The organism is Nonomuraea montanisoli (assembly GCF_013363975.1).
GTDB lineage: Bacteria > Actinomycetota > Actinomycetes > Streptosporangiales > Streptosporangiaceae > Nonomuraea > Nonomuraea montanisoli.
This window is the reverse complement of record NZ_JABWGN010000029.1, coordinates 1-20549: the sequence shown is the minus strand read 5'-3', so window position 1 is coordinate 20549 and position 20549 is coordinate 1. Positions and strand designations below refer to the sequence as shown.

At 72.0% G+C, this 20549-nt stretch carries 22 protein-coding genes; 8 read left to right on the top strand and 14 right to left on the bottom strand.

All coding sequences use genetic code 11. The annotated features are described in order from the left end of the window. Positions 1 to 15 precede the first annotated feature (15 nt). On the bottom strand, positions 16 to 1122 hold the full coding sequence (locus HTZ77_RS43650) for an ARPP-2 domain-containing protein (protein WP_175595691.1): 1107 nt from the start codon (positions 1120 to 1122) through the stop codon (positions 16 to 18). Then, complete coding sequence (locus HTZ77_RS43645) at positions 1119 to 2504, bottom strand: hypothetical protein (protein WP_175595690.1); 1386 nt, start codon at positions 2502 to 2504, stop codon at positions 1119 to 1121. Before HTZ77_RS43645 ends, HTZ77_RS43650 begins: the two co-directional genes overlap by 4 nt. Before the next feature lie 204 nt (positions 2505 to 2708). On the opposite strand from HTZ77_RS43645, the gene HTZ77_RS43640 reads away from it, so the two are divergent. Beyond that, on the top strand, positions 2709 to 3050 hold the full coding sequence (locus HTZ77_RS43640) for a hypothetical protein (protein ID WP_175595689.1): 342 nt from the start codon (positions 2709 to 2711) through the stop codon (positions 3048 to 3050). Between the two features lie 30 nt (positions 3051 to 3080). On the opposite strand, the gene HTZ77_RS43635 is transcribed toward HTZ77_RS43640, so the two are convergent. From HTZ77_RS43635 to HTZ77_RS43610, 6 genes are all read right to left on the bottom strand, one after another. Continuing rightward, positions 3081 to 4112 carry an ABC transporter ATP-binding protein gene (locus tag HTZ77_RS43635; RefSeq protein WP_175595688.1) on the bottom strand — a complete coding sequence of 344 codons (1032 nt, stop codon included), beginning with the start codon at positions 4110 to 4112 and terminating at the stop codon, positions 3081 to 3083. Then, on the bottom strand, positions 4109 to 4972 hold the full coding sequence (locus HTZ77_RS43630; RefSeq protein ID WP_407940648.1) for an ABC transporter permease: 864 nt from the start codon (positions 4970 to 4972) through the stop codon (positions 4109 to 4111). The genes HTZ77_RS43635 and HTZ77_RS43630 overlap by 4 nt, the downstream gene beginning before the upstream one ends. Before the next feature lie 5 nt (positions 4973 to 4977). Beyond that, complete coding sequence (gene modA, locus HTZ77_RS43625; protein WP_175595722.1) at positions 4978 to 5715, bottom strand: molybdate ABC transporter substrate-binding protein; 738 nt, start codon at positions 5713 to 5715, stop codon at positions 4978 to 4980. A gap of 125 nt (positions 5716 to 5840) precedes the next feature. Continuing rightward, positions 5841 to 6254 (bottom strand): TOBE domain-containing protein, encoded by a 414-nt coding sequence (locus tag HTZ77_RS43620; RefSeq protein WP_175595687.1) that lies wholly within the window; start codon positions 6252 to 6254, stop codon positions 5841 to 5843. Positions 6255 to 6441: 187 nt separating this feature from the next. Further along, positions 6442 to 6909: a peroxiredoxin family protein gene (locus tag HTZ77_RS43615; RefSeq protein WP_175595686.1), complete on the bottom strand. Its 468-nt coding sequence runs from the start codon at positions 6907 to 6909 to the stop codon at positions 6442 to 6444. 69 nt (positions 6910 to 6978) lie between these two features. Then, the gene (locus tag HTZ77_RS43610; protein ID WP_175595685.1) at positions 6979 to 7584 is read right to left on the bottom strand and encodes an RNA polymerase sigma factor; all 606 of its coding nucleotides are present in this window, start codon (positions 7582 to 7584) and stop codon (positions 6979 to 6981) included. A 310-nt stretch (positions 7585 to 7894) separates the two neighbouring features. Between HTZ77_RS43610 and HTZ77_RS43605 the strand changes: the two genes are divergently transcribed. The 5 genes from HTZ77_RS43605 to HTZ77_RS43585 all read left to right on the top strand — a co-directional run bounded on the left by HTZ77_RS43605 (position 7895) and on the right by HTZ77_RS43585 (position 13552). Next, positions 7895 to 8764, top strand: coding sequence for an MBL fold metallo-hydrolase (locus tag HTZ77_RS43605; RefSeq protein WP_175595684.1), 870 nt, complete (start codon positions 7895 to 7897; stop codon positions 8762 to 8764). 96 nt (positions 8765 to 8860) lie between these two features. Next, entirely contained in the window at positions 8861 to 9478 is a 618-nt protein-coding gene (locus tag HTZ77_RS43600; protein ID WP_175595683.1) for a hypothetical protein, read from the top strand. A 52-nt stretch (positions 9479 to 9530) separates the two neighbouring features. After that, on the top strand, positions 9531 to 10106 hold the full coding sequence (locus HTZ77_RS43595; protein WP_175595682.1) for a hypothetical protein: 576 nt from the start codon (positions 9531 to 9533) through the stop codon (positions 10104 to 10106). Positions 10107 to 10205: 99 nt separating this feature from the next. Further along, a complete protein-coding gene (locus HTZ77_RS43590) occupies positions 10206 to 10772 on the top strand; it encodes a hypothetical protein (protein WP_175595681.1) in 567 nt (188 codons plus the stop codon). A gap of 383 nt (positions 10773 to 11155) precedes the next feature. Beyond that, entirely contained in the window at positions 11156 to 13552 is a 2397-nt protein-coding gene (locus tag HTZ77_RS43585; RefSeq protein WP_175595680.1) for an SCO7613 C-terminal domain-containing membrane protein, read from the top strand. A 230-nt stretch (positions 13553 to 13782) separates the two neighbouring features. Here the strand turns inward: HTZ77_RS43585 and HTZ77_RS43580 are convergent, their stop codons facing one another. From HTZ77_RS43580 to HTZ77_RS43555, 6 genes are all read right to left on the bottom strand, one after another. Further along, positions 13783 to 14436, bottom strand: coding sequence for a class I SAM-dependent methyltransferase (locus tag HTZ77_RS43580; protein WP_175595679.1), 654 nt, complete (start codon positions 14434 to 14436; stop codon positions 13783 to 13785). A 122-nt stretch (positions 14437 to 14558) separates the two neighbouring features. Then, positions 14559 to 15452, bottom strand: a complete 894-nt coding sequence (locus tag HTZ77_RS43575; RefSeq protein ID WP_175595678.1) for an alpha/beta hydrolase — start codon at positions 15450 to 15452, stop codon at positions 14559 to 14561. Positions 15453 to 15470: 18 nt separating this feature from the next. Next, a complete protein-coding gene (locus tag HTZ77_RS43570; protein ID WP_175595677.1) occupies positions 15471 to 16796 on the bottom strand; it encodes an MBL fold metallo-hydrolase in 1326 nt (441 codons plus the stop codon). Positions 16797 to 16830: 34 nt separating this feature from the next. Further along, positions 16831 to 17661 carry an NAD(P)H-binding protein gene (locus HTZ77_RS43565; protein WP_175595676.1) on the bottom strand — a complete coding sequence of 277 codons (831 nt, stop codon included), beginning with the start codon at positions 17659 to 17661 and terminating at the stop codon, positions 16831 to 16833. 20 nt (positions 17662 to 17681) lie between these two features. After that, positions 17682 to 18362 (bottom strand): SDR family NAD(P)-dependent oxidoreductase, encoded by a 681-nt coding sequence (locus HTZ77_RS43560; RefSeq protein ID WP_175595675.1) that lies wholly within the window; start codon positions 18360 to 18362, stop codon positions 17682 to 17684. Further along, positions 18359 to 18814 carry a nuclear transport factor 2 family protein gene (locus tag HTZ77_RS43555; RefSeq protein WP_175595674.1) on the bottom strand — a complete coding sequence of 152 codons (456 nt, stop codon included), beginning with the start codon at positions 18812 to 18814 and terminating at the stop codon, positions 18359 to 18361. Before HTZ77_RS43555 ends, HTZ77_RS43560 begins: the two co-directional genes overlap by 4 nt. A gap of 61 nt (positions 18815 to 18875) precedes the next feature. Here HTZ77_RS43555 and HTZ77_RS43550 point away from each other — a divergent pair, with 61 nt between their 5' ends. Both HTZ77_RS43550 and HTZ77_RS43545 read left to right on the top strand, forming a co-directional pair. Continuing rightward, complete coding sequence (locus HTZ77_RS43550) at positions 18876 to 19775, top strand: LysR family transcriptional regulator (protein WP_175595673.1); 900 nt, start codon at positions 18876 to 18878, stop codon at positions 19773 to 19775. 9 nt (positions 19776 to 19784) lie between these two features. Further along, positions 19785 to 20327 (top strand): SMI1/KNR4 family protein, encoded by a 543-nt coding sequence (locus HTZ77_RS43545; protein ID WP_328809113.1) that lies wholly within the window; start codon positions 19785 to 19787, stop codon positions 20325 to 20327. Positions 20328 to 20549 lie beyond the last annotated feature (222 nt).

Sequence of the window (20549 nt, the reverse complement as noted above, 5' to 3'; positions counted from 1 at the left end):
CGGCCACCGCGGCGCTCAGCGCTTCGCGGCCTTCCGGTAGTGGTCCAGGACGTGCTGCCGCAGCAGGTGGCCGAAGCCGGCGTGTTCGAGGCGTAGCCCGAGCTGCTCCGGGGTGGTCCCGAGGGCGGCGGCCGTCCGCCCGATGTGCCAGTCGTGCGCGGCCAGCCTGGTCAGCAGGTAGCCGCGCCTGATCTGCGCCTGCGAGAGGCGGAAGGTCTTCAGGTAGGCGACCCGCCCGCCGTCGGAGGTGATCGTCTCCCCGATGTGGTTCTCCCGCTGCGGCTCGAAGCGCGGCAGGAACCGGGAGAGCCGGAACGGCCCGAACCGGTAGATCTCCTCCACCCGGCCGGGGGACGACAGCATTCCCGCCGCCATGGTCGTGTCGTGGAAGGACGCCCACTCCCGAGCGTGCCGCTCGGCCGCCGCGCGCAGGTCGTCCAGCGAGGCCACGCCCGAGGTGTCCAGCACGGCGGGGACATCGCGTACCGGGTGGTACAGCGCGTACTCGTGGATCAGCTCGCCGTACAGGTCGTGGATGAGCGTCGGGTGCAGCGCCCGGTAGTCGTCGGGGTGCGGCACCACGGTCGCGGCGGCGAGCGAGTCGGCCACGTAGATCATCAGCCCGCACTGACCGGGGTGGATCTCGAAGACCCGCAGGGCGTCCGCCAGCCCGCTGATCTCGGCGCCGCTGTAGACGGCCTCCACCCGCGGCGACAGGTCGCGGCGCGACCACTCCTCCCAGACGATCTCCGGCCCGTTGAAGTGCAGCGCCAGGTAGCCCTCCACGGCCAGGTGCATCGGCAGGAAGCGCAGCCTGTTCCTGTCGACGCGCCGCGCCATGCGGCGCCGCGTCCTGATCCCCATCCGGCGGGCCGGCTCGTCGATCTGGGTCCCGTACGCGGCGGCGGGCGTCCCGTCGCCGGTCCAGGAGGCGACGAAGGCGTGCGGGACGTAGGCCCAGTAGTCGGTCTTGTCCGGCAGCGACACCACGGACAGCTCGTCACCGTAGATCTTGGCGTGCAGCCGCAGGTCGAGGATGGGCTCGCGGCGGACGAGCGGCACCAGGCGCACCGATCCCCAGGTCTGCGCGGGCCGCGTCTCCAGCCCGGTCAGGTCGATCATCGCCCCGCCACCCTCTCCGCCGCCCTCTCGGCCAGGTATCCGCGCAGCTCGGCCAGGCCGGTACGGCCCTCGGCGAACTGGGCCAGCTCGACCAGCACCGGGAGGTCCTCCGCGTCGCGGATGCCCGTGGTGGGCACGCCGGGCGCCAGCCGGCGCACCTCGAAGCCGCCGGCGTCGTACACCGGGTTGACGTGCACGATGCTCACCTTCCGATCGGGGTCCAGCCGGGTGCGCCAGACGCGCAGCACCTCTCCGGCCAGCCCCGGCGGCGCGTTGTCCCAGCCGTCGGAGACGATGACGAGCCGTTCCGGGGCCGTCTCCAGCCCGTCGATGATCCGCTGCCCGAGCGGCGTAGGACCGGTCGGCTGCGCCATCAGCGGGTCGTCGCCGCCCGACAGCCAGAGTCCGCGGTAGTCGCCCGCCAGCGCCTCCAGCAGGTGATGGCAGGCCACGGCGACCGCGAGCGGCCGGCGCCGCTTGGTGACCGAGCCGAAGGCGGAGAAGCTGTCGTCGAGGACGGCCGTGACGCGTCCCCAGGTCCCCGCGCGCGTTCCGGCCGCGCGCGCCGCCGACGCGCGGAAGGCCGCGGTGAGTTCGGCACGGCGGCGCGCCCGGGTCCGGAAGGGGAGCGACAGCGCGTAGGAGGCCAGCCGCACCAAGGGCATCGCGGCCAGGTCGGCCTCGACGCCCTGGTCTCGCGCGGACTCGGCCAGCCGCATCCGCTCCAGCCTGGTCAGCCGCGGCGCGATCCGCTCCAGGAAGACCTCGCGCCTGATCCCGTGCCGCGCGGCGAAGCCCTCGGCCACCGTGTACGGCAGCTCGTAGACGGCGGCCTTCTCGTAGTGCGCGCGGCGCCAGGCGTCCAGGAGCGGGTGGTCGAACCTGGTGCGGCCGCGCGGCGCGAAGAGGAAGTCGCCCAGCTCGCCCTCCAGCCGCAGGTGGGCGTGGCGCACCGCGTCCTTGAGCGCCGTGCGGTACTTGACCGCGTCGAAGGCCAGGTCGGAGCGGCCCGACAGCCATCCGGCGATGATCGCCCGGGTGCGCCGGTTGTTGACGCCGAGCCGCCGCAGGTCCTGGAACAGCCGGTAGACGCGCTGCGGCGCCATCCGTGACAGCCGCCACGCGATCAGGGCGCCGTCGCCTGCGTGCCGTACGAGCAGGTTGCGGATGATCATCGCGGCGTTGTGGTCGTTGATCTCCAGCGCCAGCGTCGCCGCGTAGATCTCGGGGTAGTTGCCGTCGATGTAGCTGTGCAGGAACCGGAGCGAGAGCCGCTGCTCGGCCTGCGTGCCGTGGAACTCGCGCTGCCCGGTCGACGTGATCGCCGCATTGACGAACAGCAGGACGTCTTCGCACTCGATCAGGTCGGCGAACGTCTCCATGATCGCCCCCTTGTCCGGGTCGGCCGGGGAATGAGGGCACGAACTGCGAAGGCGTCGCTTCATAGGCGGGTTCCGGAAGTCGCACCGAAGTCCCGCGGCCGACTGGAGAAGACGGTACCAACGATCACAAAAGGCGTCAGCTGAATATCAAGCCGTAGGAAGCGCAGAAGCGGGGGTGAATCCCTTCTTCTCCTCACATCTGCTGTGGATATCGCCTCCGGGCCGCGGCGCCACTCCTTCACCGGGCCGCTGCTCATCGAGGTGCTCCAGGCCGCTGAGCCGCTGTTCGACCCGGCCGAGCGCAAGGACCGGCTGCGCTGTCTGATCGCGGTGCCGGGACGGGACGGCCACCGCACGGTGCTGTCGTGGGGCGAGCTCGATCCCGAGTTCGGCAACACGCCGGCGCTGCCGGCCGTCAGCATGGACTGCCGGCCGCTGGACGATGACGGGCCGCACCTGGTGATGCCGGGTGATCGCTGCGGGGCGCGGCACATCAGCCAGGTCACCGACCTCAGGGTGTGCGCCGACGACCGGCTGTGGGGATGAGCGCGTCACCGCCGTCGAGCGGGAGCTCGTTCAGGCGGGGTAGGCGTGGGTCTCGGTGGCCTTGACCGAGGCCCAGATCGTCTGGCCCGGGGTGAGGTCGAGGTCGGCGACGGCCGCGGGGGTGATGTCGGCGAACGCCGTGACGGGGCCCTCCAGGTGGACGCGTACGTTGTCGCCGTGCCGTTCGATGCCGTCGATGCGCGCCTGCCAGAGGTTGCGCGGGCTGCCGTCCGGACGGGAGCGGTAGAGCGCCACGGCGGCCGGCGGGAAGGCCACGAACGCGGCTCCGTCGAGGTGCTCGGAGGTGTGCAGCAGCAGTTCGCCGGCCTTGACCCGGGTCCCGTCGGCCACGCCGCGATACAGGTTGAGCCCGACGAGCCGGGCGACGTAGTCGGTGCGCGGGTGGCGGGCCACCTCGGCGGGGGCGCCCTGCTGGACGATCGCGCCGTTCTCGATGACGACCAGCCGGTCGGCCAGCACCATCGCGTCCAGCGGGTCATGGGTGACCAGCACGGTGGCGCCGCCGAAGTCGGCCAGGTGACGGCGCAGCTCCGAGCGCACCTCCAGGCGGGTGTGCGCGTCGAGGGCGGCCAGCGGCTCGTCCAGCAGCAGCAGTTCGGGCCGTACGGCCAGCGCCCGGGCGAGCGCGACGCGCTGGGCCTGGCCGCCGGAGAGCTGGCGCGGCCTGGCGGCGGCGCGGTCGGCCAGGCCGACGCGTTCCAGGAGGGCGGCGGCCGTGCGGCGCGCCTCGGCCTTGGAGGCGCCCTGGCATCTGGGACCGAAGGCGACGTTGTCCAGCGCCGACAGGTGCGGGAAGAGCAGGTAGTTCTGGAAGACCATGCCGATCGGCCGCTGCTCGGGGGCCAGGGTGTGCAGCGGGTGCCCGTCCAGGACGATCTCGCCCTTCGACAGGGCGACGAGGCCGGCCAGGGCGCGCAGGGCGGTGGTCTTGCCCGCGCCGTTCGGGCCGAGCAGCGCGACCACCTCGCCCGCCCGGACGTCGAGCGCGATGTCGAGGGTGAAGGCCGGCCGGGTGACCACGAGCCGGGCGTGGAGGGTCACGGCGCGCTCACCCACCGGTCACGCAGGCCGGCCAGGATGACCACCGAGACGGCCAGCAGCACCAGGCTGAGCACGATCGCCGCCTCCGGCTCGGTCTCCAGCGCCAGGTAGACGGCCAGCGGCATGGTGCGGGTGGTGCCGGGGAAGTTGCCCGCGAACGTGATCGTGGCGCCGAACTCGCCCAGCGCCCGCGCCCAGCACAGCACCGCTCCCGCCACCACGCCCGGCATGACCATGGGCAGAGTGACGCGGCGGAAGACCGTCCAGCGGGAGGCGCCGAGCGTCGCGGCGGCCTCCTCGTAACGCCGGTCGGCGGCCCGCAGCGCACCCTCCACGCTGATGACCAGGAACGGCATCGCCACGAACGCCTCGGCGACGACCACACCCGCCGTGGTGAACGGCAACGTGATCCCGAACGCCGACTCCAGCCACTGCCCGATCAGCCCGCGCCGCCCCAGCACCAGCAGCAGCGCCACGCCGCCCACCACCGGCGGCAGCACCAGCGGCACGGTCACCAGCGCCCGCACCAGGCGCCGGCCCGGGAAGTCGACCCGGGCCAGCAGCCAGGCCAGCGGCACCCCGAGCAGCAGGCTCATGGCGGTGGCGACGGTGGCCGTCACCAGCGACAGCCGCAGCGCCTCCAGCACGTACGGCTCGGCCAGCCGCGCCGGCAGCGTGGACCACGGCGCGCGCACCAGCAGCCCGGCCAGCGGCAGCACCAGGAACGCCAGTCCTGCCAGCGCCGGCACGAGCAGCATCCACGGCGGCCGCCCGGAAAGCCTGCGGATCGGGCCCGGCCCCTCGGCGGCCCCGCCACGCGAACCCGCCGAGTCGAGCTGTTCCGGCGCCGAAGAGCTCATCCGGATCAGGGACCCTCGAAGCCGGCCTTGGTCAGCACGTCCTTGCCCTGCGGCGACAGCACCAGGTCAACGAACTGCTTGGCGAGGTCACCGGCCGGCGCCTTGGCCAGGGCGGCGATCGGGTAGTCGTTGATCGCCTTGTCGGCTTCGGGGAAGGCGATGCCCTGGACCTTGCCCGCCGAGGCGATCACGTCCGTCCTGTAGACCAGGGCCGCGTCCACCTCGCCCAGCTCGACCTTGGTCAGCGTGGCCTTGACGTCCTGTTCCAGCGTCACCGGCTTGACCTTGAGCCCGGCCGCGTCCAGCGCCTTGACCGCCGCCGCCCCGCACGGCACCTGCTCGGCGCAGAGCGCGACCTTCACCTTGGGATCGGTCAGATCCTGCAGGTCGTCCACCTTGGCCGGGTTGTCCTTGGGTACGGCGATCTCCAGCTTGTTGCGGACGAACGTCGTGGGCGAGGCGGCCAGCGAGGCGTCGGTCACGGTCTTCATCGTGGCCGGGCTGGCCGCGGCGAACACGTCCGCCGGCGCGCCCTGCGCGATCTGCTGCGCGAGCGTCGCGCTGGAGCCGAAGTTGAACTTCACCGACGTGCCGGGGTGGGCCGCCTCGAAGTGCTTGCCGAGATCGGTGAACGTGCCGGTCAGGGACGCCGCCGCGAACACGGTCAGCTCCTTCGCCTGCCTGGCTCCGCCGGTGGGGGCGGCCGCCGGGCCGGCCGGTTCGCTGGAACCGCATCCTGACAGGCCGAGCGCGAGCGCGACGGGGAGGGCGACGGTCCACCGCGAAAGGGCCCGCCGGGAGACGGCCCACCGGGAAAGCGGGGAAAGCCGGGAAAGCCGGGAAAAAGGCCTCAACACCAAGGGGCTCCTCACAGGCTGCTGGGAACGCGCTCGTGACCGGGGATCTCGACGACGACGTTGGTGGACTTGATCACGGCGATCGCCACCACTCCCACCTCCAGGCCCAGCTCGTCGGCGGCCTGGCGGCTCATCAGCGACACCACCCGGAACGGCCCGGCGGCGATCTCCACCTGCGCCATCACCGCGTCCCGGACCACCTCGGTCACGATCCCGCGGAAGCGGTTACGCGCCGAGGAACGGTTGCTGCTCTCGGTCTCCCCGACCTGAGCACGGGCGAAGGCCGCCAGATCGGCGCCGTTCACCTGCCGGTGACCGTGCTCGTCCCGCTCGGCCGCCAGCCGCCCCGCGTCCACCCACCGGCGGACCGTGTCGGCGCTGACCCCGAGCAACGCCGCGGCCTCGCTGATCCGAAACGTCGTCACAAGCCTCACCATACCGCTCGCACATACCAGCCTGAAGACCGCCTGCGCTCCGAAACAGCGGCACAATTCCGCCCCCTGTCATGGCATCCACGAGGCCGGCACCCATCGTCGCGGCCGCCGGACCGGACGCGAGAGGCCCGCCACCGCGTCTCCGCCGGTGACGGGCCTCTTCCTCCGCGGATCCGCGTCAGGCGATCGAGACGTGCTCCTTGATGGCGGCGGCGATCCCTTTCCGGTCGTAGCCGGCGGTGGGCAGGGTGGCGCTGTGAGCGTGGCGGACGACGCCCGCGGAGTCGACGAGGATGCTGCCGGACTGCTGCAACGAGCCGAAGACCTTCCTGCCCAGGCCGATCAGCTCGTGCGGGGTGTCCCCGCGGCCGACGAGGACGGGGAACGGCACCCCACGCCTGGCCTTCCACGCGGCGGCTTCGCCGCGGTCCTCAGGCACCGCGACCAGCACTTCGACGCCGTCGTTCGCGAACTCGCCACGGCGCCGGACGAGGTCCTGGACGTGCCGGTTGCAGACCGGGCACGACGTCGACCGCATGAAGTAGATCAGGACGGCGTGCCTGCCCCGGTAGTCGGACAGGCGGACGGCACGGCCGTCGGTGTCCTCGAGCGCCACGTCGGGCGCGGGGGATCCAATGTCGAGCATGGCGGAACTTCCTCTTCGTACTCGGGTTGTGGAAACGCGGACCTTCGGCGGTCCCGGGTCAGGCGGACCTCAGGCGGGGCCGGTCATGCCGTTCAGGCCGAGCCGGAGCCTGTTGCGGGCCCGGTGCAGCTGGGACTTCATCGCGGCGTTGCTCAGGCCGAGCGACTTCGCGACCATCGGCCCGGGATAGCCCAGGACGTCCCGCATGATCAGCACTCTGCGCTGGACGTCCGGCAGATCCTGGATCGCCTGCGCGACCAGCTCGGCCTCCAGGCGCCGGATGGCCTCGTCCTCGGCCGAGGAGACGAGACCGGCTTCAGCCTCGTCCTGACGCTCGGACAGCAGCCGCTCGTCCTGGCGCTCGAACACCATCCGAGCGCGGCGCAGGCACTCGTTCCGGACGATACGGAACATCCACGACGCCAGCGCCCCGGTGGCGCGGAGCGAACCAATCTTCCGATAGAGGATGATCAGCGCTTCCTGCGCGGCGTCCTCGGCATCCTGCGGAGAGGCGCACAGGTGCTCCGCGAAGCGTCGCACGTGAGCATGGGCCCCGTAGAGCACCGCGGCGATCGACTCGCGATCGCCGGCCTGCGCGGCCTCGATGAGCTGCGCGCTCGCCCAAGCCCGCATCGCGGCATCCCCCACACCCGTCTCCTTCCCCAGCGTGGCCATCACCTCATAAGAGGGCCCCACAGTACGAAAGGATTCACCCGACTTCCTCCGGCGCTCATGGACGGATACCGGGCTGCCGCGCTCGACGTCGCGGGAGAGATCGCGACCACGGCACGGATGCGACTGGGCGGAGACCGATGACCGGCCTCCACCAACGCGCCGACCAGCGCCGCCCCGATCCCTCCGGTGGCCCCGGTCACCAGTACGTGTCCCATGACGGCTCCCCTCCTCGGCGCGGCTACCGTGACCGCGGATGGGAAGGACCAGGTACGGGTGCTTCTCCGGGAGGGACTCGGAAGGGGGCCGGGACATGGACGGCTGGTACGTGGACGACCGGTGCACCAACTGCGACACCGCCCGTCAGCTCGCGCCCGACCTGATCGGCGAGGTCGGCGGAAGGTCGCGGATCCTGCGCCAGCCGAACGACGAGGCGGAGACACGGCGCCTCCACGCGGCCGCCTTCGCCTGTCCCACACGCTCGATCCGCCGGACGTCCGGGCAGCCGGACCAGGCGCTCGATCCCTTTCCGATGGCCCTGGACGACGGCGTCCTGCTGTGCGGGCACAACTCCCGGCACACCGCCGGAGCCAACTCCTACCTGCTGCTGCGGCCGTCCGGCACGGCCATGATGATCGACACACCGCGGTGGAGCCACGGGCTCGCCGAGCGTTACGCGGCGGCGGGCCGGGTCACCGACGTCCTGCTCACCCACCGGGACCACGCCGCGCACGGCCGCCGCTACGCGGACCGTTTCGGCGCTCGCCTGTGGATCCACGAGGGCGACCTCGACGCGGCGCCGGACGCGGACCGCGTGATCCGTGGCCTCGAACCCGTGGAGATCAGCGACGGGGTCACCGCCCATCCGCTGCCCGGCCACACCCGGGGCAGTGTGCTCTACCTCGCGGATGACCGGTACTGCTTCAGCGGCGACAGCTTCTACTGGTCGCGCACCACCGGTGATCTGGAGGTCGCGGAGAGCGTGACGTGGTACTCCGTCGAGGAACTGGCCGCCTCCCTGGCCAGGACGGCCGGACGGCTGCGCTTCGAATGGGTTCTGCCGGGCCATGGTGACCGCCGTCGGCTGGCCGCCGACGAGATGTCCCGGCGGCTGCGGGCGCTGGCGGAACGCACGCGACGGCTTCGGCCCACGCCGATCGACTTCAGGGCCGTGCGCTGGTGACGTTCGTCCCGTAGGCACGAGCCTGATTCCGGTGCGGTCGAAAGGCGCTGCCAGAGGCCTGACGCGCGCACCCGCCTGATCGATACGTTCATGCGCATGGGCAACGCGACAAGACCCCTGACCTTGACGGATGTCACCACGACATTAGCCATGACGCTCGACGCGCTCGCGGCGGCGGGCGCCGACACGGCGTACCGCGTGTGCGGCACCAGCGCCGCGCTCCTGCAAGGCGTCCCCCTCCCCGCCGGCGACATCGACATCCTGCTCGCCGATCGAGCAGACGTGGACACGTTCGCCGCGGCGCTCTCGTCGTTCCCCTGCCTCTACGCCGCCGCCTGGATCCCCGAATCCGCGCAGTACTTCACCCGCTTCTCGGTGAACGGCGTCTGGGTGGAGCTCAGCACCGTCGAGAGGCACGTCGATTCGGACGCGATGGAATGCGTGGGCAGCGGGCCATGGCAGCATTTCGTCCTGGTCCCCTGCGGCTCCCACCAGGTGCCGGTGATCCGGCTGGAACTCCGGTTGGCCACGGAGCTCCTGCGGGACCGGCCTGATCGATACGACCCGCTCCTCGACCACATGGGTGCGCACGGGTTCGATCCCGACCTGTTGCGACGGGGGATGGACGCCTGCAGCATCCCTGATCAGGGCCGGCGGCTGGTTCGGGACCGCCTGGCCGCCGTCGCAACCGAGATCCAAGTCGATCACCAGTGAGCCCTGCGACGCTCCGCGAGGTAAGCGAAAACACCTCGCAGGAGACACGCAGATGAGCAAGAAGACGTTATCCACCGCGGCAGCCGCCCTGACCGCCCTGGCGGCCGTGGCCGTGGCGGCTCCCGCGCCCGCGTCCGCGTCCGCCGCGGCCGTGACGATCAGGGTCGAGCGCGCCCACTCCGAGATGGTGCAGGAGTGGAGCGCCTCGTTCACCTGCCCAACGAACACGGTGCTCACCGGACGCTCGCACTACGGCGACGAGACCGACCCCACCACGTACTACTGCAGCTTCATCCTCATCAACGGCGAGCAGGCCCAGGTCTACCTCGGCGACTGGACCGCCCGCCAGAAGGAGAGCCGGTCCGACTACAGCGCCCCCGACCACCAGGCGGTCGCCGGCAGGTGGCACGAAGGCGACGAGAACGGCTACACGAGGTACCGCAGCGCCGGTATCTACTGGCGGGGCCAGCGGGTGCTGCTGGCCAACGGCGACATCAGCGGCGAGTACCGGGAGAGCAACCACCTCTGGCAGGCGGACGAGAACAAGGTCATGACCGGCCGGCTGCACAACGGCGACGAGAACGGCAAGACCTACTACCGGTTCGCCACCGTGACCTTCGCGGGCTGATCCCGCCGACCGCCGCCGTCCTCGAAGCGGCGGCGATCCGCTGACCGTCGCGTGATCGCACCTCGACGCGTGATCGCACCTCGAAAGGAACCGAAGACAATGAGAACGTACGGCAAGGCCCTGTCCGTCGTCGCCGCGGCCGCCGCCCTGTCGGCCGCCGCCATGGCCTCTCCCGCCTCGGCGGCGGTGACGATCAAGATGGAACGCGTCTACAGCGAGAGCGTGTGGGAGTCGATGGGCATCCAGTTCACCTGCCCGCCGAACCAGGTGCTCACCGGACGCTCGCACTACGGCGACGAGAGGAAGCAGACCACCTACTACTGCAGCCGGATCCTGATCAACGACGAGCAGGTCCAGGTGCACGCCGGTGACTGGACCTCCCCGCAGAGGGAGAGCAGGTCCGACTACAGCGCCCCCGACCGCCAGGTGATCGTCGGCAGATGGCACCAGGGCGACGAGAACGGCGACACGAGGTACCGCACCGCCGCGCTGTACTGGCAGGGACGGCAGGTGATGCTCACCGACGGGAACGTCAGCGGTGAGTACAAGGAGAGCAGCCACACCTGGCAGGCGGACGAGAACAAGATCATGACCGGTCGTGTCCACTACGGGGACGAGAACGGCAAGACCTGGTACCGGTTCGCCACCGTGTCGTTCGCGGGCTGATCTCCAGCGCGTGAACACCGCCGTCGAGCCCTACCGCCGGGCCCCCGACGCCTCCCTGGCCATGACCCGCCCGCTCCGGGACACTCCCGCCCTGTGCGCACGGCAACGGGAGCGACTCCGGCGGCCGTCCGGACCTTGTCAGTCTCCTGGACGAAGCCTTCGCCGCGCTCGCCGGTCCGCGGTGACAGTGGCTTGCAAGGCCGTCGCGGTGCAGTATGAGGCTTTTCGACGGCTTAGGCGGAGTATCGGTGCACGTAAGCATGACATGTCCGAACTGCGGGGCGGCATTGCCCGATACCGGGACCGGGCCTCAGGAGCCGGTGACCAGGTGCCCGGGGTGTGCGTTACCTCTGCAGGGACCCGCCGCGCACGAGCTCTGGCAGGTGAACCAGGCGCTCGCCGCGCTGAGGGATCAGCAGGCGCGGCTGCAGGCCCGCCGTACGGAACTGCTCGGCATCATGCGCGCCGGCGCGGCGAAGGGGCCGCCGGCCGGATCCGGCGTCACGGGGGCCGGCGTCACGGGGGCCGGCGTCACGGGGGCCGGCGTCACGGCGCGGGAGGTCTCCCCGGGTGCCGCGAAGAACGTCCTGCTCATCCTCGGCGGCCTGCTGCTGACGGTGGCGGCGGTGGTGTTCACCGTGGTGAGCTGGGGGCTGATGGGCATCGGCGGGCGCGCGGCCGTGCTGGCTGCGTTCACCGCGCTGGTCATGCTGGCGCCGGTCGTGCTGATCCGGCGGCGGCTCACCGCGACGGCCGAGACCGTGGCCGGGTTCGCGGTCGCGCTGCTGCTGCTCGACGGCTACGCGGCCAGGCGGGTGGGATTCCTCGGGGTCGACTCCCTCGACGTGCTGGACTACACGGCCGGGGTGCTCGGGCTCACCGCGCTCGTCCTGGTGGCCTATGCCCGGGTGACCCGGCTTCGCGGACCTGCTCCGGTCGCCGTGGTGCTGGCGCAGCCGGTCCTGCCGCTGCTGAGCGGCGACTGGCCGGCGACCTGGCTGGTGGCCATGCTGGTGGCCACGGCGGCGCTGGACGTTTTCCTGGTCCGCCATGGCCGGGGAGCGGTGAGGGTGACGGCCGTCCTGGCCGGCAGCGGGGTCGCGACGCTCGCCCTGCTGGGGGGTGCGACGTACGCGCTGGGGTCCCCGTCCGTCGGTCAGGCCCTGGTCCGGTCGGTGCCGCTGGTCGCGCTCGCTCTGCTCGGCGGGTTCGTGACGTGGCTGCTGACCAGGCCGGGCACGGCTGAGGGGCGGATCTGGGCCTCCGCCGTCACCGTCGGAACCACGCTCACGCTGATCGCCGCGCCGGCCGCGCTGGCACAGCCGGCGCTGAACGGCGCGGACTGGCGTCCCCTGGCCTACCTCGTCCCCGCACTCGCCGTCGGGCTCGCGGCCTCCTGGTTGCCCTGGCGGAGGGTACGGCCGGCGGGCATGGCCACGGGCGGGCTGGTGGCGCTGCTGACCGTGCTGACGCTGTTGTCTCGGCTCCTGGTCACGCTGGCGGCGCCGCTCGCCTGGCTGGACGTGCTCTGGACGGGCACGTGGAACGGACCGGAGTGGCAGCCGTCCGAGCCGGTCTCGCCGGCGGACGTGGTGGCGCTGGGCGCGGTGACAGCCGGCCTCCTGGCGGCGGCCGTGCGCGGCAGCGGCAGCGGCAGGCGGCCGACGGAGACGGAGACGGAGACGGCGTCGGCGTCGGCGTCGGCCGGAGGGGAGCTGTCCGGCGCGCCGGGATCCAGGGCGCCGGAGTCCGGCACGCCGGGATCCAGGGGGCCGGAGGCCGGTGTGCCGGGGTCCCGGGCGCTGCTGGCCGGCGCGCTGGTGTCCGGGGCGCTCATGGTCGCGCTCGCCCCGCAAACCTTCGCAATGCCCTACCCGGCCGCGGTGGCGGTGCAGGCGGTGCTGGCCGTGGCGTCGGCGGTGGCCGCCACGCTGAGCCGGACGCCCTGGTGGGCGACGGCCTGCGCGCTCGTCGCCGGTCCGGCCGCGGTACGGGCGGCGGCGTACGCGTTCGGCAGCGAGCAGGCGACGCTGACCGTGCTGCCGATCCTGGCGGCGGCCGCGACCGCCATGGCGCTGACGGCCAGACTGAACAGTCTCCGGGGCTGGGGACTGGGCTTCGCCGCGCTGTTCCTGGGGCTGGAGGCGGTGGCGGTGGGGTTCTCGCTGGGCCTGCGCGTCCTGGTCGCGGCGAGCTCGGGATGCGCCGTGGCCGGTGTGCTGGTGCTGCTCATGTCGCTGTGGGCGGCCCCGGCCGTCCGAGGCGGCGCGAACGGCCTCAGGTACACCGGCACCGTCCTGCTGTTGCTGGCCTCGTGGCTGCGGCTGGCGGCGGACGAGGTCACCGTCGTCGAGACGTACACGGTGCCGTGCTCGCTGGTCCTGCTGGGATCCGGCTGGTGGCGACGGCGGCGCGGAGCACCGGTTTCGTCCTGGGCGGCCTATGGTGCGGGCCTCTCCTTCACGATGCTGCCCAGCCTGGTGGCGGTGTACGCGGGCACGGAATGGCGGCGGTCGCTGGTGCTCGGCGTGCTGGCGCTGGCGGTGCTGCTCGCCGGCGCCCGGCTCCGGCTCCAGGCCCCTACGACGATCGGTGCCGTCGTGGTCGCCGGGGTCGCGGTGCGGGAACTGGCCCCGTACGTGTCGCAGCTGCTCCTCACCGTGCCGAACTGGGTGCCGATCGCCGTGGGCGGGTTGCTGCTCGTGGTGGTCGGGGCGACGTACGAGGCCCGGATGCGGGACCTGCGCCGGTTGCGCGACACCCTGACGGCGATGGGCTGACCCCTTTGCAGCGCGCTCGCGGAACCCTCCTTCCCACCGCAATCCCGGATCCACCGGCGCACTGCCTAGCAGATCGGATACCTCGCGTGGGGCGAGCCACGCTCGGATGATCTCGACGGCGAGCCAGTGGCCCCGCGGCACGCGCTGTGGTCCTGGATGCCGGTGACGTGCTCACGGAGGCGGGGCGCGGAGTTCTCGGTGCCCGGTCTGCGGTAGCGCGGCCCAGGGCGTCAGCACACGGCGGCGGCCTGTCTGCGCATCAGCAGGTGGCCGCGGCGGAATCGTTCGCCCTCCAGAGGCTCGCGCAACATCCGCGCCACCTCGACGAACTCCTCCTTGCGGGCCAGGTCGGCCAGGTCGTCGATCGGCCACCGGTAGGCCGGCGTGACCTTGTGGTCGAACTCCTGCACCGGGCCGCCCTCGGACTCGAAGAAGCCGAGCAGGAGGTGACCGCCCGGGGCCAGCACCCGGCGGAACTCGGCGAAGTACGGCGGCAGCTCCGGCGGCGGGACGTGGATCATGGAGTACCAGGAGAGCAGATCGCCCAGCTCGCCGTCGGCGACGTCGAAGGCGCCCATCGAGCCGACCTCGAAACGCAGGTCAGGGTAGTCCCTGCGGGCGATGTCGATCAACGCCGGAGACAGGTCGATGCCGAAGGCGTCCAGTCCGAGGTCACGCAGGTGTGCCGTCATGTACCCGGGACCGCAGCCGGCCTCGACGACGGGCCGGGGTCCGTCGGCCCGTACGAGTTCGGCGAACGCCGCGACTATCGCGCGATCCACCGGCAGGCGGTCGAGCGAGTCTCGGACGAAGTCGGCGTAGATGTCGGCGAGGGCGTCGTAGGCGTCCGCCGTCGCTGTCAGATAGGGGGAGGATTCGGCCACGGCGGACGACTGTAGTTCATCGGTCGGCAGAAATCGTCGATCATCGACCGGTCGGCGCGTCGGTTCGTTCGTCCGATCAAGCCGACCGTACGAGCGGCGGTCACACCGGGTAAGGCGTCCGCCTACGCGTGGGACAGCGTGCGGCGGAAATGGGCCGCTGCGGCGTCCACAGCCGTCGTGACCTGCGGTTCCTGGTCATAGAAGGCGAACTGGTCCCCCTCGGTCCAGACGAACTCCTTGGGCCCGGCCAGCCCGGCGTGGAAGCGCCGCGCCCCGTGCGGGATGGCGGCGTCCTCGCTGTGGACGAGCAGGACGGGCCGGCTGAGACGGGGGGCGAGGGAGATCGAGTCGTAGCCGAGCCAGCCCGGCCATGCCATCACCGCGAAGCGGTTGGGCCACTGCGGGAGGCCGCCGCGGTCGGGGTTGAGGTAGAAGTCGATGTCGAACGGCATGGCCGCGCGAGGGTCGGAGCCGCTGACGACCGGCACGTACTCGACCTCGCCGGTCGCCTCGTACGTCGCGCGGGCCCGTGCGGCGTCGGCGAGCTTGTCCGCGACGCCCTCCTCGCCGCCGTACACCTCCCGGCAGATCTCGGGGTCGTGCAGCCAGGGCGCGACGAGCGCCAGCGACCGGATGCGGGGATCGTCGACGGCGTTCCCGCTCATGTACATCGCGGCCGCGCAGACGCCGAGGGCGCCGAGACGGGTGGCGTCCACCGCGGGATGTCCGGCGAGGAAGGTGACCGCGTGGTTGATGTCGCGGACCTTGCGTTCCGGCACCTCGTAGTCGCGCGGCTCGCCCTCGGACTCGCCGTAGCCGGTGAAGTCGAAGGACAGGGCGGCGAAGCCGCGGTCGGCGAGCCGCTCGGCGTACCGGTCGGCCATCAGCTCCTTGACGCTCGTCCAGGTGCCCGCCACCACGATGCCCGGCGCCGGGCCGGCGCCGGCGGGCAGAAACAGGTTCCCGGTCAGCGTCACGTCGCCGGCGGAGAACGTCACCTTCTGCACGGTGGTCATGAACGTTCGCTCCTTCGATCAGTTCGCATAGGTCAGTTCGGCTCTGGTGATGGACGAGCCGTCGACGGTGAAGGCGTAGTAGGCCTCGAAGCCTCCCTGGCCGCCGGGGGCGAAGCGCACCAGGAGGCGCTGGTGGTCGGGCCGGTTCTCGGCGACCCTGACGACGGTCAGGGCGCCGCCGATGACCTCGGCCCGGGCCCAGTCGCGGATCGCGGCGCGCCCCTTGAAACGCCGCCCGACGTCGATGAGCTCCGCGTCGGCGGCGAACGCTCCCGCCAGCGCGTCGAGGTCGCGGCCGTTGACCGCGGTGACGTAGGCGCTCACCGGCGCCAGCAGCCCGGCCACCCCTTGCGCGGGGGTGTCCGCGCAGGCGGCGGGCGTCTTCGCGGGGTCCTCGGCGGACAGCTCCCGCGCGACGGCCTTGATGTTCTCCTGCACGATGGTCGGAAGGTCCGCGACCGGCGGATAGCCGGGGTAGGCGCGGTCCAGCTCCGCGATGATCGACTTCTGCTCGCCGGGGCCGGCCGTCCTGCCCTCGGGCGAGTCCGGGGCGACGGCCGGCCGCACCAGCCCGCGGAACGCCTGGAGATACCGGCGCTGCTCGTCGATCAACGCGCGGGCCGGGCCCGCGGCGCCGTGTCCCGGGTACATCGTCCTGGCCCCGGAGAAGCGCCCACCGAGCTGGTCGAGGACCTGGAGCCAGCCGCAGCTCGTCCCCTCGATCAGCGCGGGCGTGACCTTGCCGGTCGCCAGGTCGCCGGAGAAGAGGTCGCCGGTGTCGGGGCGGTAGTAGACGTTCGCGATGTCGGACTCGCCGTGCGCGAACGTGGCGGTCTCGAAGCGGAGGCCGCCGACCTGCACCGGTGCGCCGTCCTCGAACGTCCGGTCGGCGTAGGTGACCTTGGCGGGGAAGTCCGCGTTCGCCGAACGGGCCAGCGGGTAGAAGCCCCGGCCGTCCTCCCGCATCGTCTTGTCGGTCGCTCTGGACGCGTAGACGGGGGCCTGCGGGAACGCCTCGTGGAAGGCGCCCGCCCCGCCCACATGGTCGGGATGGGAGTGGGTGAGCAGGATGGCGGCGACCGGCTTGCCGGACTTCCTGATCTCCGCCACCGCCTTCCGGGCATCGGTCGGCGTGCGCAGGGTGTCGATGACGACCAGGCCCTCCGGCGCCTGGATCCAGTAGGTGTTGACCGAGCCCGGGTTGGACGAGGCGAAGCGTCCCGGCTCCGCCTTCTGCGCGGGCGTCGCCGCGGGCTTGTCGTCGTTCGAACAGCCCGCCACCGACGCGATCGCGCATGCGGCGGCGGAGCTTGCGGCCAGAAGGCGCCGCAATCTCTGGTTCATCGAAAACCTTCGTGGAGTCGGAGTGCGAGCGGGTTCAGCGGAAGTCGTCCGCGTGGGCCTGCGCCCACTGCTCGAAGGTGCGGGGCTCGCGGCCCGTGACCTCGCGGACGGTCGGGCGGACGATCGACTCGTCGAGCGAGCCGTTCACGTAGAAGTCGAAGAACGCGTCCACGTACTCGACGGGCGTGGTGGCGAGCAGGTCGGTGCGCGCCTCCTCGTTCGTCAGGCCCACGAACCGCAGGTCGCGGCCGAGGACCTCGGCCAGCACGGCGACCTGGTCGGCGGGCGGCATCGCGACCGGACCGGTCGGGCGGAGGATCTCGCCCCGGTACTCCTCCGACAGCAGCGCGCGGGCGGCGACGGCCCCGATGTCGTACGGGTCGACGCTCGCCGTCCGGACGTCCGGGAACGGGACCCGCACCTGATCGCCGGCCCGGAGCTGCGGCAGCCAGCGCAGAGCGTTGGACATGAACGCGCTCGGCCGCAGGAACGTCCACGGCAGCCCGGACTCCCGCACGGCGGACTCGGACGCGGCCATGAAACGGGTCACCGCGTTGGTCATGTCGCCGCTCCCGGCCGAGCCGCCGGACAGCAGCACGACCTGTTCCACTCCCGCCCGCCGGGCCTCGGCCAGCAGGCCCGGCATGTCCGCGTACCCGGGGAGCAGGAACACCGCGCGGGCCCCGCCCAGCGCTCCGGTCATGCTCTCCGGCCGGTTGAGGTCACCCGTCGCCGCCTCGACGCCGTCCGGCAGCGACACGGTGTCCGGCTCCCGCACCAGCGCCCGGACGGGTTCACCCGCTGCGACCAGGGCCCGGACCACTTCGGAACCGACGTTGCCCGTCGCACCCGTCACCAAGATCATTTCATTTCCTTCACAAGCGTTCACCAAGGGAGTGGGCGGCCGTCGCGGAAGAACCCGCCGGTCGGGCCGTCGTCGGGCAGTGTGGCCGCCCAGACGACGCCGGCCGCGCCCGCGGAGACGGGACGGCCGCCCGGGCCTCCCATGTCCGTCGCGACCCAGCCCGGGCAGATCGCGTTCACCAGGACACCGTCACCGCGAAGCTCCGCCGCCAGCATGCGGGTCAGGGCGTTGAGGGCCACCTTGGTGACGCTGTACGCCGGGGTGCCGCCGCCCATGTTGGTCAGCGAGGCCGCCTCGCTGGACACGTTGACGATCCGGGGGTGCGGGCTCTCGCGCAGGAGCGGCAGCAGCTCCTGGATCAGCCGCCAGGGACCGTAGAGGTTCGTCTCGGCGGCCTCGCGGACGACGTCCAGGTCGGCGGACGCGCCGCTCTGCCAGGTGTCGTAGGTGATGGCGGCATTGTTGACCAGGACGTCCAGCCGTCCGTACCGCTCGGCGACAGCGGCCGCCGCCGCCGCGACGTCCTCCTCGGAGGTGACGTCGAGCCGCAGCGGGACGACGTCACCGCCGATCTCCTTGACCGCGGCCCCGGCCGCCTCGGGCGATCGGGCGGTGAGAAGGACGGTGTGGCCGAGTGCCGCCAGCTCGCGGCAGACCTCCCGGCCGATCCCCCGGTTGCCGCCGGTCACGAGCGCGATCATCGGTTTCCGGCCGCCAGGGACATCAGGTTCCGGTTGCCGTCCGCCCAGGTGGCGGTCATCACCACAGCGCCGATCTTCCACGCGCCGTCCGAGCGGACCAGGTCGAAGCGGTAGGTGCCGCCCAGCGTCCACAGCGGCGAGCCGAACGGATCGGCGAGGCGGTGCGTGGCCTGGAACGACGCCGTGCAGAGCGCGGTGTCGCCGCCGACGGTCACCAGGTGGTTCGTGATCAGGTGCTGCGTGGCGTCGAACGCGCCGAGCAGGCCCGACCACGCCTCGACGATCTGCGCCGGCGTCAGCACGGCAGGCTCGCCGCCGTTCAGGCTGGTGTAGTCCAGGGTCACCGAATCCGCGAACACCTCGCCCAGGCGGTCCCACTCACGCTGGTCGGCGTGCCATGCCATGCGGGTGCAGGTCTCGATGATCGCCAGGCGATCCTCCGTGGTGCTCATGCCGCCATCGTGGCGGCGAACTTCCCGGTACGTCCAATATCTGCTGTAATAGCCAACGGCTATGGATGCTCATCTGCGGGACCTGAGGTATTTCGTGACCGTGGCGGAGGAGCTCAGCTTCACCCGCGCGGCCGAGCGCCTGTTCATCGCGCAGCCGACGCTCAGCAAGCAGATCCGCCAGCTCGAAGATCTGATGCGGGTGAGGCTGTTCGACCGCGACCGGCGCACGGTGCGGCTCACCGCGGCGGGTGAGGCGCTGCTGCCGGCCGCCCGCGAGTTGCTCCTGCAGTGGGACGAGGCCCAGCGGGCCGTCGGCGACGCCGCCGCCGCCGAAGCCTCACGGCTGACCGTCGGCATGTCGACCAGCGTCGGGCGCGGCCTCCTGGGAACGCTGCGCGAACGGTTCACCGCCCGCCGTCCGGGCTGCGACCTGCGGCTGCGCCAGGTCAACTGGACCGACCCCACGGCGGGGCTGGCCGAGGGCGAGGTCGACGTGGCGTTCGTCTGGCTGCCGTTCCCCGGCCAGGACGATCTCAACATCCGGGTCGTGGCCCGGGAGCCGCGCTGGGTCGCGTTCCGGAACGACCACTGGCTGGCCGAACGGGACGAGGTCGACTTCGCCGAGCTCCTGGACGAGAACTTCCTCGCGCTCCCCGAGAGCGCCGGCCCGCTCCGCGACCACTGGCTCGCGACCGACGAGCGCGGCGGGCGGCCACCGGTGACCTGCACGACCGTGACGAACGCCGAGGAGACCTTCGCGGCGCTCGAGAGCGGCGACGCCATCGTCCTGCTCGCCGCCGGCAACGCCGAGATCTACCGGCGGCCGGGGATCATGACCATCCCGGTCACAGGCCTGTCCCCCAGCGTGCTCGCCCTCGCGTGGCGGCCCGGCGATCATCGCAGCATCATCCGCGACCTGGTCGAGGCCCTCTCGTCCGAGCCTTCGTCCGAGCCGTCGTAATCTTTCGAGGTGGCGAACACGTCGGAAGATCTCGCATTGCCCCCTGCCCTGGCCGAGGTGGCCGAAATCGGCTTCGCGTGGGAGTGGGACGAGGAGGCGGACGAAGCCCGCGGCTGTGACTTCGAGCTGTACAACCGGTTCGAGGAGCCTGGCCGGACGACGTGGTGGTTCCGTCTGTGGACCGGCAACCAGGAGGTCGACGGCAGCGAGTTCCGCTTCTTCGGCGCGACCGGGACGGGTGACTACACCGGCTTCTGGCTGGTACGTCCTGATGCGGCGATCACCGACCAGCCCGTCGTCCACATCGGCTCCGAGGGGGAGCGCGGGGTGATCGCCCGCGATCTCGGCGACCTCCTCTGGCTGTTCGCCGCCGGCCTGGGACCCGGCGAGGCCTTCGCGGACCCCAACTCCACGGCGCAGCCGAACGAGGCCTTCCGTGCCATCGCCGAGCGGCACGCACCCGGCGGCCGCCGTTCCCCCACCGAGATCGTGACCGCCGCGCAAGCGGAGTTCCCGCATTTCTCCGATCTCATCGACGCGATGTGCCGCTGAGCCGCTCCCCGCCCCTGTGTCAGCGGCGACGTCAGGACGGCGCCAGCCCCGTGTCAGAGCGGTCGGCGATGGTGGTGGACATCGAAAGAACGCACCACAAGGAGCACATCATGCAGCAGTTCGCCACCCCCGCCCCGATCGCCGCCGTCCTGGACATCCCCGCCGGACGCATCCGGTTCCTCGCCGCCGACCGCGCCGACACCACGGTCGAGGTCCGGCCCG